This is a genomic window from Rhodopseudomonas palustris (assembly GCF_007005445.1).
Lineage (GTDB): Bacteria > Pseudomonadota > Alphaproteobacteria > Rhizobiales > Xanthobacteraceae > Rhodopseudomonas > Rhodopseudomonas palustris_G.
Genome location: NZ_CP041387.1, coordinates 3983627 through 3997223, shown reverse-complemented (window position 1 = coordinate 3997223; position 13597 = coordinate 3983627). Strand labels below are relative to the sequence as shown.

At 65.5% G+C, this 13597-nt stretch carries 13 protein-coding genes; 12 read left to right on the top strand and 1 reads right to left on the bottom strand.

What is annotated here, in order from left to right:
- Positions 1 to 25: 25 nt before the first annotated feature.
- The 9 genes from fliD to FLL57_RS18355 all read left to right on the top strand — a co-directional run bounded on the left by fliD (position 26) and on the right by FLL57_RS18355 (position 8193).
- A complete protein-coding gene (gene fliD / locus FLL57_RS18395) occupies positions 26 to 1720 on the top strand; it encodes a flagellar filament capping protein FliD (protein ID WP_142883630.1) in 1695 nt (564 codons plus the stop codon).
- Between the two features lie 2 nt (positions 1721 to 1722).
- Complete coding sequence (gene fliS / locus FLL57_RS18390; RefSeq protein ID WP_142883629.1) at positions 1723 to 2127, top strand: flagellar export chaperone FliS; 405 nt, start codon at positions 1723 to 1725, stop codon at positions 2125 to 2127.
- A 128-nt stretch (positions 2128 to 2255) separates the two neighbouring features.
- Positions 2256 to 2543 carry a hypothetical protein gene (locus FLL57_RS23445; protein ID WP_235677167.1) on the top strand — a complete coding sequence of 96 codons (288 nt, stop codon included), beginning with the start codon at positions 2256 to 2258 and terminating at the stop codon, positions 2541 to 2543.
- A 246-nt stretch (positions 2544 to 2789) separates the two neighbouring features.
- Positions 2790 to 3458: a flagellar hook assembly protein FlgD gene (locus FLL57_RS18380; protein ID WP_047308385.1), complete on the top strand. Its 669-nt coding sequence runs from the start codon at positions 2790 to 2792 to the stop codon at positions 3456 to 3458.
- A gap of 18 nt (positions 3459 to 3476) precedes the next feature.
- Complete coding sequence (gene flgE / locus FLL57_RS18375) at positions 3477 to 4745, top strand: flagellar hook protein FlgE (protein ID WP_142883627.1); 1269 nt, start codon at positions 3477 to 3479, stop codon at positions 4743 to 4745.
- Between the two features lie 3 nt (positions 4746 to 4748).
- Positions 4749 to 5033: a hypothetical protein gene (locus tag FLL57_RS18370; RefSeq protein WP_047308383.1), complete on the top strand. Its 285-nt coding sequence runs from the start codon at positions 4749 to 4751 to the stop codon at positions 5031 to 5033.
- On the top strand, positions 5030 to 5485 hold the full coding sequence (locus tag FLL57_RS18365) for a flagellar protein FlgN (protein ID WP_142883626.1): 456 nt from the start codon (positions 5030 to 5032) through the stop codon (positions 5483 to 5485). The genes FLL57_RS18370 and FLL57_RS18365 overlap by 4 nt, the downstream gene beginning before the upstream one ends.
- 21 nt (positions 5486 to 5506) lie before the next feature.
- A complete protein-coding gene (gene flgK, locus FLL57_RS18360) occupies positions 5507 to 7270 on the top strand; it encodes a flagellar hook-associated protein FlgK (RefSeq protein ID WP_142883625.1) in 1764 nt (587 codons plus the stop codon).
- Positions 7271 to 7281: 11 nt separating this feature from the next.
- Positions 7282 to 8193, top strand: a complete 912-nt coding sequence (locus tag FLL57_RS18355; RefSeq protein WP_142883624.1) for a flagellin — start codon at positions 7282 to 7284, stop codon at positions 8191 to 8193.
- Between the two features lie 142 nt (positions 8194 to 8335).
- Here the strand turns inward: FLL57_RS18355 and FLL57_RS18350 are convergent, their stop codons facing one another.
- On the bottom strand, positions 8336 to 9085 hold the full coding sequence (locus tag FLL57_RS18350; protein ID WP_013504460.1) for an alpha/beta hydrolase: 750 nt from the start codon (positions 9083 to 9085) through the stop codon (positions 8336 to 8338).
- Between the two features lie 471 nt (positions 9086 to 9556).
- Here FLL57_RS18350 and FLL57_RS18345 point away from each other — a divergent pair, with 471 nt between their 5' ends.
- The 3 genes from FLL57_RS18345 to tkt are packed head-to-tail and all read left to right on the top strand — an operon-like array spanning position 9557 to position 13551.
- On the top strand, positions 9557 to 10588 hold the full coding sequence (locus tag FLL57_RS18345; protein ID WP_047308378.1) for a class 1 fructose-bisphosphatase: 1032 nt from the start codon (positions 9557 to 9559) through the stop codon (positions 10586 to 10588).
- Positions 10589 to 10625: 37 nt separating this feature from the next.
- Positions 10626 to 11501 (top strand): phosphoribulokinase, encoded by an 876-nt coding sequence (locus FLL57_RS18340; RefSeq protein WP_013504458.1) that lies wholly within the window; start codon positions 10626 to 10628, stop codon positions 11499 to 11501.
- Between the two features lie 34 nt (positions 11502 to 11535).
- Entirely contained in the window at positions 11536 to 13551 is a 2016-nt protein-coding gene (tkt, locus tag FLL57_RS18335) for a transketolase (RefSeq protein WP_142883623.1), read from the top strand.
- Positions 13552 to 13597: the final 46 nt, after the last annotated feature.

The following is a 13597-nucleotide window of genomic DNA, read 5'->3' as shown; positions in this document are numbered from 1 at the left end:
CTTCACTCCAGCGGAGCATCATCGCATGACGTCCGTCAGCAGCAGCACCAGCAGCGCCGCTTCGATCGCCAACTCCGCCACCATCACCACCACCGGGACCAGCAACTCGACCAGCATCAATTGGGACACGCTGATCGAAGCCGCTGTCGGCGCCAAAACCGCGCGGGCGGACAGCATCGAAACCAAGATCACCGCCAACGAGGCCAAGGTCACGGCCTATCAGGAGCTCCAGGGTCTCCTGGACACGCTGGCGACCAACACCAAGAGTCTCGCCAGCTCGATCATCAATTCGCTGTCCGGCAGCGCGTTCGCCGCGCGCGCCGCCACCATCAGCACGACCGGCGACGTTTCTGCCAGCTCGGTGTTGTCGATGTCGATCGACGACGGTGCAGTGACCGGCGATCACACGCTGACCATCACTCAGGTCGCGACCGCCCACAAGGTGCTCGGCACCAGCGTCGCCGACAAGACAGTAGCTCTCGGCTACAGCGGCGTGTTCTCGATCGGCGTCGAAGGCGGAGACAGCGTCGACATCAGCGTCACCGAGGGCATGTCGCTGGCCGACATCGCCAGCGCGATCAATGCCCAAAGCGCGACCACCAACGTCCAGGCCTCGGTGATCAAGGTGTCGAGCACGAGCTACGAGTTGCTGCTTTCGGCCTCGGTCGACAACGCGGCGATCGAGACCAGCGTGGTGTCCGGGACCGACGCGATGACCGCGCTCGGGATCACCGACGAGTCCGGGGCGTTCGCCAACGAGATCCAGCAGCCGCAGCCGGCGATCATCACCCTCGACGGCATTACGATCAGCCGCGACAGCAATGATATCGACGACGTGCTCGACGGCGTCACTTTCAATCTGTTGCAGGCTACCCCGAGCGGAGCGTCGATCAACTTCGACATCGAGCCGGACGCCGACGCCATCGTCGCAGCCATCGAACAATTCGTCACTGACTACAACGCCGTGCGCGAATTCATCGTTGGACAGCAGGCGACCAGTAGCGACGGCACCGCCAGCGACGAAGCCGTGCTGTTCGGCGATAGCACACTGCGCGATCTGATGACGCAGATCTCGGCGGCACTGAACGCGACGGTCGGGGGGCTGTCCCTGGCCGATCTCGGCCTGACGTTCGACAGCAGCAACGAATTGTCGCTGGACAGTTCGACGCTGGCCTCGACGCTGTCGAGCAACCTCGACGGCGTGATCGCGCTCCTGAGCACGCAGTTGACACCGTCATCCAGCAGCCTGAGCGTGATCAACACCAATGTCTCACCGCCCTCCTCGTTCACGCTGGACATCGAGGTCGACAGCAGCGGGGCAGTGAGCTCGGTCTCGGTCAACGGCGACAGCAGCCTGTTCACCATCAGCGGCAAATCGATCATCGGCGCCGCCGGCACCGACTACGCCGGCATTGCGTTCACCTTCCGGGGCACCAGCTCGGAGTCGATCACGGTGACCGCCTCGACCGGCATCGCGGCGATGCTGACTTCGATCGCCAGCAACGCCTCGAACAGTACATCGGGGAGCCTTCAGACGCTGATCAGCGATCTGCAGAGCCAGAACGATACGCTGCAGGAACGTGCCGATACCATCAAGTCGGCCGCCGCCACCTTTGAAGAGAACCTCCGGCTCCGCTACGCCAAGTATCAGGCTGCGATCGAGTCCGCGAACTCCACGTTGGACTACCTCAAAGCCCTCCTCAACGCCAGCAGCGACTGATTATGGCCTATCCGAACACACAACTCGCCACCCAGCTCTACCAGCGCGCCGCAGTGACGGTTCCGCCGCTGCAGGCCGTGATCATGCTGATCGACGGGACGATTCTGTCGTTGCGCCGGTCCGTGCTCGCCGCGGAGCAGAAGCGTTTCGAGGAATGCCACGCGCATTTGATGCGGGCGGTCACGATCCTGCGCGGGCTCAGCCATCACCTCGACCTGAACCGCGGCTCCGCGGTGGGCGAGCGGCTGTTCACCGCCTATCACGCGCTGATCATGGCCAGCCTGACGTCCTACGGCCGTCCCGACGCCAAGGCGCGCTACGATCGGATCATCACCGGACTCACCGAGCTTCGCGATGCGTGGCGGGCGGTGGCGGCCGGCCCCGACCGTGCGCCGCCGCAGCGCTGACCCCGTGGAGGTACGGACTTTTTTCGCGGCCCGGCTTGCTTAAGATTCCGTCAATCGCGATCTGCTAAATCTCTGCACATTGGTGACCCGAACCGGTCACAAATCCTCCCCAGAATGGGATGCAGATGATGGACGCTGCGGATTTCCAGAATCTGCTCGATCGACTTGGCGATGATCTGTCGCGCTGGCCCGACCAGCAGCGTCAGGACGCCGAATTGCTGCTGCGCGACTCTGAACCCGCCCGCGCCGCGCTCGCCGATGCGCAGCGGCTGCGACGCCTGCTGAGCCCCTCGCCGGTCGCCGCGCCCGACGGTCTGGTCGACCGCATCATGGATCGCGTTCGCCGCGAACGCAGCGATTCGTCCGCAACCCCGAATGCGCTGTCGCCGCGCCGCACCGATCGGGATCCGGGTTGAGCGGTTCCGACACTTTCCCAAAGCAACGTTTCTGAATCGATCGCCGCCGCGCTGCCGTGAGGCATCGCGCGAGGCGCCGGGCGTGCAGCGCCGGATGTCGCCGCTCGCAATTTCCCGGCGGCCGGCGCGCAGAAAACCTGCCTGATCTCGCGCGCCCATCCGTTTCAATCTCGAACGGGTTCTCCATTCACGACATCAACCGATTGCCGATCCGGCACAGCGTGCCGGTGCGCGCCGGAGCTTGCCATGAGCGTCGCTGCCACAACCTCGTCCGCCTACGCGAGCACGAGCGCCACCACGACATTGTCATCGACCGCCTCGTCGACGCTGACCTCCAATGACTTCCTCACTCTGCTTGTGACCCAGCTACAGAATCAGAATCCGCTGGAGCCGACCGATACCAACGATTTCGTCTCGCAACTCACATCGTATGCTAATTTCGAACAACAGCAGGCCCTGAACAGCAATCTCAGCTCGCTCACGGCATCGTTGAACAGCCTGCTGACGCTGAATTCGTCGAACTACATCGGCCAGACGGTCACCGCCAAGGCGGACTCGGGGACGTTGGAGAACGGCTCGATCACCTTCGGCTACTCGCTGAATTCGGCGGCCTCCAGCGTCAAGCTCCAGATATCGGACTCCTCCGGCAACGTCGTCTGGTCCGGCGACGGCACCACTGCGGCCGGTAGTAACAGCTTCACCTGGGACGGCACCACGACGTCCGGCACGCAGCTCGCGGACGGAGGTGCGTACTCGCTGGCGGTGACCGCCACCGATTCATCCGGCAACTCGGTCTACGGCTACACCACCGTGACCGGCACCGTCACCGGGATCGACAGCTCGTCCGGCACCGCGATGCTGAAGATCGGCAACACCTCCGTCGCCGTCTCCAGCGTCATCGGCGTCTCCTCGTAATCAGTTCGGAGTCTCGAGATGAGTCTGACCGGAGCCCTGTCGTCCGCAATCTCCGCGCTCAACGCGCAGAGCCAGTCGCTGGCGATGATCAGCGACAACATCGCCAATTCCCAGACCGTCGGCTACAAGACGACCTCGGCGTCGTTCAGCCAGTTGGTCACCGCCGCGTCCGGCGCCAGCACCTATTCGTCCGGCGGCGTCACGGTGTTGGCCAGGTCCAACATCACCACGCAGGGGCTGCTCACCACCACCACCAGTTCGACCGATATCGGCATTTCCGGAAACGGTTTCTTTCCGGTGACGACGGCGGTCACGGGCGGCACCACGCTGTACACCCGCGGTGGCTCGTTCACGCTCGACAACAGCGGCTATCTGGTCAACGCCTCCGGCGCTTATCTGCTTGGCTGGCGCACCGACGCCGACGGCAACGTGGTGGGCGGCGCCAGCGCCGACACGATGGTGCCGATCGACACCAGTGTCGCAGCCACCAGCGGCAGCGCCACCACGACGACCACCGTCGCCGCCAACCTTCCGGCCGACGCCGCGGTCAACGACACCTTCACCACGTCGATGTCGCTGTACGATTCGCTCGGCACGGCGAATTCGATGCAGATCACCTGGACCAAGACGGCGGAGAACAGCTGGACGGCGACCTTCGCCAATCCCACCCTCGCCTCGAACACCGCGACCGCGACCGGAACGGTGTCGGGATCAATCGCCGTCAGCTTCAACAGCGACGGCTCCTTGGCGAGCACCAACCCGAGCCCGGCGACGATCAGCGTGACCGGCTGGACCAACGGCGCGGCCGACAGCGTCATCACCATGGATCTCGGCACTGCTGGTGGCACCGACGGTCTCACTCAGTACTCGTCCGGTGCAACCACCCCGGCCGTCGACCTCACCAGCATCGAATCCGACGGCATGGCTTACGGCAAGCTGTCGAGTATCGCGATCGGCGACGACGGTACGGTCAGTGCAACCTACTCAAACGGCAAGACCACCACGATCTACAAGGTGCCGGTCGCCACCTTCGCTGCGGCTGACCAGCTCGAGGCCAAGGACAACGGCATGTACGCTGCGACTCTGGCGTCGGGGACCGCCGTGGTTCAGCTTTCCGGGACCAACGGCGCCGGCAGCATCGAGGGCGGCGTGCTGGAAGCGTCGACGTCCGACACCAACACCGAATTCAGCAGCATGATCTCGGCGCAGCAGGCGTATTCGGCAGCGTCGCAGGTGATCTCGGCGGTGAACGAGATGTACGACACCCTGATCTCGGCCATAAGGTGAGGCATGTTCGCGCGCGAAGACGACGATCGGTTGCTGCGACGATTGCGGCGCGCCACCACCGCAGCAGCAGCGATGACGCGCGATGACGACCAGCGCCTGCTTCTGGCGCTGGAAAGCGAGATCGGCGGGCTCCGCGCCGCCATCGTCGCCCGCCGCGATCATGTGCTGGCCGAGATCAACGGCGCCCGCGCCCGATCCGGCGCCGTCACCGCCTATGCGCGCTGCGCCGCACTGAGGCCGCGCCACGCTCCACAAGCAAACGCCAGGACAAGTGAGGACGTGACATGACGCCGGAACAAGTGCGGCTGACCAGCGACGCCGAGAGCGCGCAACGGATCGAGGAACTGATCGAGCTGATCGATGCTCTGATCGACGTGATCGCCGCCGAGAACACCGCCCTCGCGATCGGCCTGCCGGCGTCGCAGTCGCGCCACACCGAGGTGAAAACCCGGCTCGCCGATTATTTCGAGCTGTGGGTGGGCGAAGTCGCGGCGCGGCGTCTCCGGCTTCCGGCGAACAATGCGGCACTGCAGGCGAAGTTCACGGCGCGGATCGAATGCCTGCGGCAATCGATGGACGAGAACTTGATCCGGCTGCGCGCCGCGATCGAGGCCAGCCAGCACCGCATCGAGATGGTGATGTCCGCGATCCGCGAGCAGATGGCCGGGACGTCGCCCTACGGAGCCGGCGGCCGCGTCGTCCAGCGCAGCGCCTCCTGCGGCACCAACATCCGGGCCTGACGCCCCGAAGGTGAGGTCGACGTGTCGCTCAATATCGCAAGCAGCATCGCACTCGGCAGCCTGATGACGACGCAGGTGCAGATCAGCGTCACCTCGTCGAACATCTCCAACGCGTCGACCACGGGCTACACCGTCAAGACCGCGAATCAGTCCGCCACCGTCACTGGCGGCGTCGGCACCGGCACCACGATCACCGGGATCACCAGCACCGTCGACAAGCTGCTCTTGAAGTCGCTGGTCCAGGCGACGTCGGCACTCGGATCGGCGACCACCACCAACAGCTATCTCGACCAGTTGCAGGCGCTGTACGGCACCAGTGGCGACAGCTCCAATACCTCGCTGGCCGACACGCTGACGACGCTGGAGCAGGCGCTGTCGTCGCTGAGCAGCGATCCGAGCAGTTCGTCGCTGAAGGCCAACGTGATCAGCGCGCTGGACACGCTCGCCACCCGGCTTCGCGACACGTCGAGCGGTATTCAGGATCTGCGCAGCGACGCCGACCAATCGATCGACGCTGCGGTCGACGTCGTCAACGAGCAGCTCAATCTGATCGCCGGCCTCAACGCCCAGATCAGGCTCGCCGCCGCGTCCGGACAGGCCACCGGCGACCTCGAAGACCAGCGCAACACCGCGGTGCAAGAGATCGCCAGCCGGATGAACGTCAGCTACTTCATCTCGTCGAGCGGCGACATGCAGATCTACACCGGGTCCGGTCGGGCGCTGCTCGACAGCACGGTGCACGAATTGTCGTACACGCCGGCCGCGACGGTGACGTCGTCAACCACCTACAGCGCATCGTCGGCGGGCGGCTTCTCCGGCATCACCGTCGACGGCGTCGATGTCACCGGCCAGATCTCGTCCGGATCGATCGGCGCACTGATCGTGCTGCGCGATACGACACTGCCGGCGGCCCAGGCGCAGCTCGATCAGCTCGCCACCGAGCTGGCCGACAGCCTGAACGCGGTTTCTAATCTCGGCTCCGCGCTGCCGCCGAAATCGACGCTGACCGGCACCACGGCGGTCACGGCGTCGGATGCGCTGAACGGCACCGGGACGGTGCGCATCGCGGTGACCGATCAGAAGGGGGCGCTGGTCAGCTACGGCGACCTCGATCTCGCGAACTATGCGACGGTCGGCGATCTGGTCAATGCGGTCAACGGTATCTCCGGCCTGTCGGCGTCGATCGACTCGTCCGGTCACGTTGTGATCGTGGCCTCCAGCTCCAGCAACGGCATCGCGATCGCCAATATGACCGGATCGGTCGGCGACGACAGCCTCGGCCTGTCCGACTACCTCGGCCTCAACGACGTCGTGACCGCAACCAGCGCCGCGGACTTCAAGGTCGCGGCGGGACTTCTCGCCGACTCCTCTAAACTGCCGACCTCGTCGCTGTCGTCGGCCTCCAGCCTGACGGCGGGGAGCACCGTGCTGAGTGCCGGCTCGTCGACCGTCACCGACGCGCTGTATTCGGCGCTCACGGGGACGACCAGCTTCGCGGCGGTTGGCGGGCTCGGAGCCAGCGACAGCTCGTTCGCCGACTACGCCGCAGAAATCATCGCCCACGTCGCCACCATCGCCAGCGCTGCGGAGGACGCCTACACCGCCAAGCAGACCGCGCAGTCGACGCTGTCGAGCGCGCTGTCGTCGCAGAGCGGCGTCAACGTCGACGAGGAGACCGCCAAGCTCAGCAATCTGCAGAACCAGTATGCGGCGGCCGCGCAACTGATCCAGGCGATCAACGAGATGTTCGACGCGCTGCTCTCCGCGGTGCAGAGCGCGGGCTGAGGGAGACCGCCATGACGATGCGTGTCGCCACCTTCGCGGCCAGCCAGCAAATGATCGCCGCTGCGCTCAAGGGTCAGGCGACGATGACCACGATGCAGATGCAGGAGGCGTCGGGCGTCGTTTCCACCGATTTCGGCGGCTACGGCTCGGGGGCCAAGCAGATCGTCAACCTGCAGGTCTCGGTCGCCCGCGCCCAGACCTATATCGACACCGCGACCCAGGCCGGCAGCAAGATCGAGGTGATGTATGCGTCGGTGAATTCGATCGCCGACCTGCTGTCGAGCTTCCGCAGCACGTTGACCGCGGCGAGCAACACCGCCAGCACGGATTCATCCAGCGTGATCCAGTCCGCACAGGACGCGCAGAATCAAATGGCCGCGCTGCTGAACAGCAAATACGGCGCTCAATATCTGTTCGGTGGCGCCCGCACCGATACCGCCCCGGTCGACGTGTCCAGCGCCACCTACCCGGCCGCGACGACGCCGTCCAGCGCCGACACCTCGTACTACCGGGGCGACGACGAACGGGCGTCGGCGCGGGTATCGGACACCCAGACGGTGACCTACGGCGTCACCGCGGACGATCCGGCGTTCGAGCAGGCGATGCGGGCGATGAACCTGATCGCCAACGCTTCGTCGCTGTCGTCCGACACGCTCGAGGAGGCGCTCGATCTGGTCACCAGCGCCACCGATGCGATCGGCATCGTGCAAAGCCGGATCTCCAATTCGGCGGCATCGATCGAGCGCGCCAGCACGGTCCAATCCGACTATCAAGCGTTCGCACAATCGCTGGCCACCGACCTGACCAGCGTCGACGTCGCGGCGGTCACCGCCGCGCTGTCGACCTATCAGGCGCAACTGACGGCGTCATATTCCGCGATTGCCACCGTGCAAAGCCTGAATCTCGCGAGTTACCTGAGATAGAACGTCGGCTGCTGATACCGAGCGCCCCCCTGAAACGAACGGCGATGTCGACAAACCCGGAGTCGGGGGAAAGCTGCGCGGCTGGATCTGTCGCCGCGCGATCATTCGGGTCGCGCGGCCTCGGCCCGATCACGCCTGATCCTCACAGATTCCGCTGCACGAAGCCGTCGATCTCGGCGGCGATCAGATCCTTGTCGTTGTCGATCGTGGCGACGTGGTAGGAGTTGTCCAGCCACCGCAGTTCGATCCGGCTGGAGCCGACATGGCTCGCGATGACGGTGGCGTTGGTCGGCGACAGCACGTGGTCGACGCGCGAATTGATCACCAGGGTCGGGCACTTGATCTTCGGCAGCAGCGCGCGGGCGGTGGCGGCCAGCCCCATCACTTGCTTGACGCAGGTCACCGGCACCTGGTCGTAGGCCAGCTCCTTGGTGGTGGTGTCGACCATGTCCGAGCCGATCCCGGGGACGAATTCCGGCAGGCCGCGGGCGTAAGCCAGCCCGGCGAGGTCGGGCGAGTCGATCTGCACCGCGGCGTTGATCGGGATCACGCCGGCGACCTTGTCCGGATGCAGCGCCGCCAGATACAGCGACAGCGTGCCGCCCATCGACAGCCCGGCCACGAAGGTCTTGTCGCATCTGGCGGACAGCTCGAGCAGTGCGTCCTCGGCGCAATCGACCCAGTCGCTCGCGGTGGTCTCGGCCATCGCGGCCGGGGAGACCCCGTGTCCGGGCAGCCGCGGGCCGAGAATCGAATAGCCGCGCTCCCCGAGCCGTTCGCCGAGATAGCGCATGCTCTGCGGGCTGCCGGTAAATCCGTGCACCAGCAACACGCCGGTCTTGCCGCCGTCGAACGCGAACGCCTCCGCGCCGGCCATCACTGCTTCGCTCATGTGGTTTCCCCCGGTAAAATGGCGGCGCCGTCGCGCGCATCGCTCCGGTCGCTCAACCATCTGTTTTGGTTCAGTTTTCCTATGTCCCCAGAAATCGCCGCGAGCGTCAAGAGAGCCGCGATGCGCGTTTTCGCGCCTCGCGGCAGCGGCAAAGACCCGCTAGGGCTGTGGATGCCCTGCTGTTCTAAAGTATAAGAATGGCGAGTCTCCTGCCCGATGGGAGCCAAATCCTCCGATCGGAGGCTTCCACTTCTGATCTAAATCACGGCGGCCTTCGACTAATTGTGCAGAATGCACGCCGCGCCGCCATTATCCGGTAACCAAATACAGGGTAGCGGCGCTCTATATAAAAATTCCTTTGGTGGTACCAAGGAAAATGCAATTTCTCTTATGTGATCGATCGGCTCACAAGCTCCGCGCAACGGAGCCCGCGAGAGCCAATCGGCCGCGCTGCGTTGTGGGGGAGTCATCATGGATCAGGGCCAAACGCTCTCAGTTCTCTTGGATTCATACGCGGTCGATCCGCAGCGAAAGGCTGTCGCCGCCGCGGTCGGCGCGATCGCCGCGGCGTCGGTCGAAATCTCCGAGCTGATCGGGCAGGGGGCTCTGGCCGGGATCACCGGCGCCGCGCACGGCGGCAGCAATGCCGACGGCGACGTGCAGAAGGATCTCGACGTCAAGGCCGAACAGATCATCGTCGCGTCGCTGAAGGACGTGCCGTATGCGTCGCTGGCCTCCGAGGAGTCCGACACCCTGCTCGACGGCGATCCGGATGCGCTGATCTCGATCGCATACGACCCACTCGACGGCTCGTCCAACATCGACACCAACATGACGGTCGGGACGATCTTCTCGATCATCCCGAACCAGCCCGGCGTGAAGCCGTTCACCGCCCCCGGCTCCTGTCAGATCGCGGCGGGGTTCGTGGTGTACGGGCCGCAGACCTCGCTGGTGCTGACGCTCGGAGACGGCGTCGACATCTTCACGCTCGACCGCAAGGCCAAGGTGTACCGGCTGATCCGCGAGCGAGTCACCGTGCCGGCCGACACCGCCGAATACGCCATCAACGCTTCCAATCATCGCCATTGGGAGCAGCCGATCCGCGACTTCGTCGACGAGTGCATCGCCGGCGCCGACGGCCCGCGCGCCAAGGACTTCAACATGCGCTGGATCGGCTCGCTGGTGGCCGAGGTGTATCGCATCCTCACCCGCGGCGGCGTCTTCCTGTATCCGGGCGACAACCGTCCCGGCTACGGCAACGGCCGGCTCCGGTTGCTCTACGAAACCCATCCGATGTCGTTCGTGATGGAGCAGGCCGGCGGCGCCGCTTCGACCGGGCGCGAGCGGGTACTCGATCTCACCGCCAAGACGATCCACCAGCGCTCGCCGCTGATCATGGGGTCGATCGACAAGGTCAAGCGCATCGAACTGCTGCACACCGATCCGAGTGCGGCCTCGCGTTCGGCGCCGCTGTTCGCCCGCCGCGGCCTGTTCCGCGTCTGACGTCGTCTCCCCCGGTTGGAATTGGAAGTACCTCCTCATGTCCCGTAAGCATCCGATCATCTCCATCACCGGCTCCTCCGGCGCCGGCACCACTTCCGTGAAGAAGACGTTCGAGCAGATCTTCCGCCGCGAGAACGTCAACGCCGCGTTCATCGAGGGCGATGCGTTTCACCGCTACAATCGCGTCGACATGCGCAACAAGATGGCGGAGGAAGCCGAGCGCGGAAACCGCCACTTCAGCCATTTCAGCCCCGAGACCAACCTGTTCGAGGAGCTGGAGCAGACCTTCAAGAGCTATGCCGAGACCGGCACCGGCCGCACCCGCAACTACGTCCACGACGACGAGGAAGCCGCGCTGCACGGCGTCCCGCCCGGCAATTTCACCGGCTGGCGCGACCTCGATCCGCAGTCCGACCTGTTGTTCTACGAAGGCCTGCACGGCGCGGTGATCACCGAGAAGGTCAACGTCGCCCAGCACGCCGACCTCAAGATCGGCGTCGTGCCGGTGATCAACCTCGAATGGATTCAGAAGCTGCACCGCGACCGCGCGGCGCGCGGCTATTCGACCGAGGCGGTGACCGACACCATCCTGCGCCGTATGCCGGACTACGTGCACTACATCGTGCCGCAGTTCGCCGAGACCGACATCAACTTCCAGCGGGTGCCGACCGTCGACACCTCGAACCCGTTCATCGCGCGCTGGATCCCCACCGCCGACGAATCGATGGTGGTGATCCGCTTCAAGAACCCGCGCGGCATCGACTTCGCGTATCTGCTGTCGATGATCCAGGGCAGCTTCATGTCGCGCGCCAATTCGATCGTGATCCACGGCGCCAAGCTCGATCTGGCGATGCAGCTCATCCTGACGCCGCTGATCATGCAACTGATCGACCGCAAGCGAAGCGTGAAGTAATGCCCAACATCTGTAGAAATCTGGGGAGGCCGGTTTGAACGTTCCCGCACGCGACATCCACGACAAGGTCACGCATCGCGACATGGCGAATGCGATCCGCTTTCTCGCCATCGACGGCGTCGAGAAGGCGAAGTCCGGCCACCCGGGCATGCCGATGGGTATGGCCGACGTCGCCACCGTGCTGTTCACCCGCTTCCTGAAGTTCGATCCGGCCGATCCGGCCTGGGCCGACCGCGACCGCTTCGTGCTGTCGGCCGGCCATGGCTCGATGCTGCTGTACGCGCTGCTGCATCTGACCGGCTATCCGGAAATGACGATCGATCAGCTGAAGTCGTTTCGGCAGTGGGGCTCGAAGACTCCGGGCCATCCGGAATACGGCCACACCCAGGGCGTCGAAACCACCACCGGCCCGCTCGGCCAGGGGCTTGCGACCTCGGTCGGCATGGCGCTCGCCGAGCGCATGATGAACGCGCGCTACGGCGATGCGCTGGTCGATCACTATACCTATGTGATCGCCGGTGACGGCTGCCTGATGGAAGGCGTCAGCCACGAGGCGATCTCGCTGGCCGGCCACCTCAAGCTGAGCAAGCTGATCGTGCTGTGGGACGATAATCACATCTCGATCGACGGCGACACCTCGCTGTCGTGCTCGGACGATCAGCTCGCGCGCTTCGCCGCGTCGGGCTGGGCTACCACCCGCGTCGACGGCCACGATCCGGAAGCGGTCGCGGCTGCGATCGAGCAGGCCAAAAAGAGCGACCGTCCGTCGCTGATCGCCTGCCGCACCACCATCGGCTTCGGCTCGCCGAAGGTGGCGGGCACCGAGAAGGCGCATGGTGCACCGCTCGGCGCCGAGGAGGTCGAGAAGACCCGCGCTGCGCTGAACTGGCCGTATCCGCCGTTCGAGATCCCGGATGCCATCCTGGCGCGCTGGCGTGAAGCCGGCGGCCGCGGCAAGGCGGCGCACGAGGCCTGGACCCAGCGGCTGGCGGCGGCCGACGCTGCGACCCGCACCGGCTTCACCGATGCGCTCGCCGGCAAGCTGTCGGCGGACTACGAAGGCGCGCTGCAGGGCCTGATCGCCAAGTTCGATGCCGACAAGCCGACCATCGCCACCCGTCAGGCGTCGCAGCTCACCATCGATGCGATCGTGCCGGCGTCGCCGAACATCCTCGGCGGCTCGGCCGACCTGACGCACTCCAACCTGACCCACGCCAAGGGCACCACGTCGGTCAAGCCCGGCGCGTTCGGCGGCAACTACCTGCACTACGGCATCCGCGAATTCGGCATGGCGGCGGCGATGAACGGCATCGCGCTGCACGGCGGCTTCGTGCCGTTCGGCGGCACCTTCCTGGTGTTCGCCGACTACAGCCGTCCGGCGATCCGCCTCGCGGCGCTGATGGGCGTGCGCGTCATCCATGTGATGACCCACGATTCGATCGGTCTCGGCGAAGACGGTCCGACCCATCAGCCGGTCGAGCACGTCGCCTCGCTGCGCGCGATCCCGAACCTGCTGGTGTTCCGCCCCGCAGACGCGATCGAGACCGCGCAGGCCTGGGACTGCGCGCTGAAGCAGACCTCGCGCCCTTCGGTGCTGGCGCTGTCGCGTCAGGGCCTGCCGGCGCTGCCGCGTCCGAACGGTGCGGCCGGCAATCCGGTCGCCCGCGGCGCCTATGTGGTCATCGATCCGCCCAAGCGTGACGTCACCCTGATCGCCACCGGCTCGGAAGTGTCGCTGGCGCTCGAAGCCGCCAAGAAACTCGGCGAAGCCGGCGTCAAGGCGGCGGTGGTTTCGGCCCCGTGCTTCGAACTGTTCGCCGAACAGGACGACGCCTACCGCGCCAGCGTGCTCGGCACCGCGCCGCGGGTTGGCATCGAAGCGGCGCGCGACATCGATTGGCGCCGCTGGATCGGCGATACCGGCGCGTTCGTCGGCATGACCGGGTTCGGTGCCTCGGCGCCGGCGCCGGTGCTGTACCAGAAGTTCGGCATCACCGCGGATGCGGTGGTGGAAGCTGCCAAGGGCGCGATCGCCCGCGGCAAGCACTGAGCCCGATTTTTGAACATCAGGACGACCCTGTCGTCACACAGTCAGT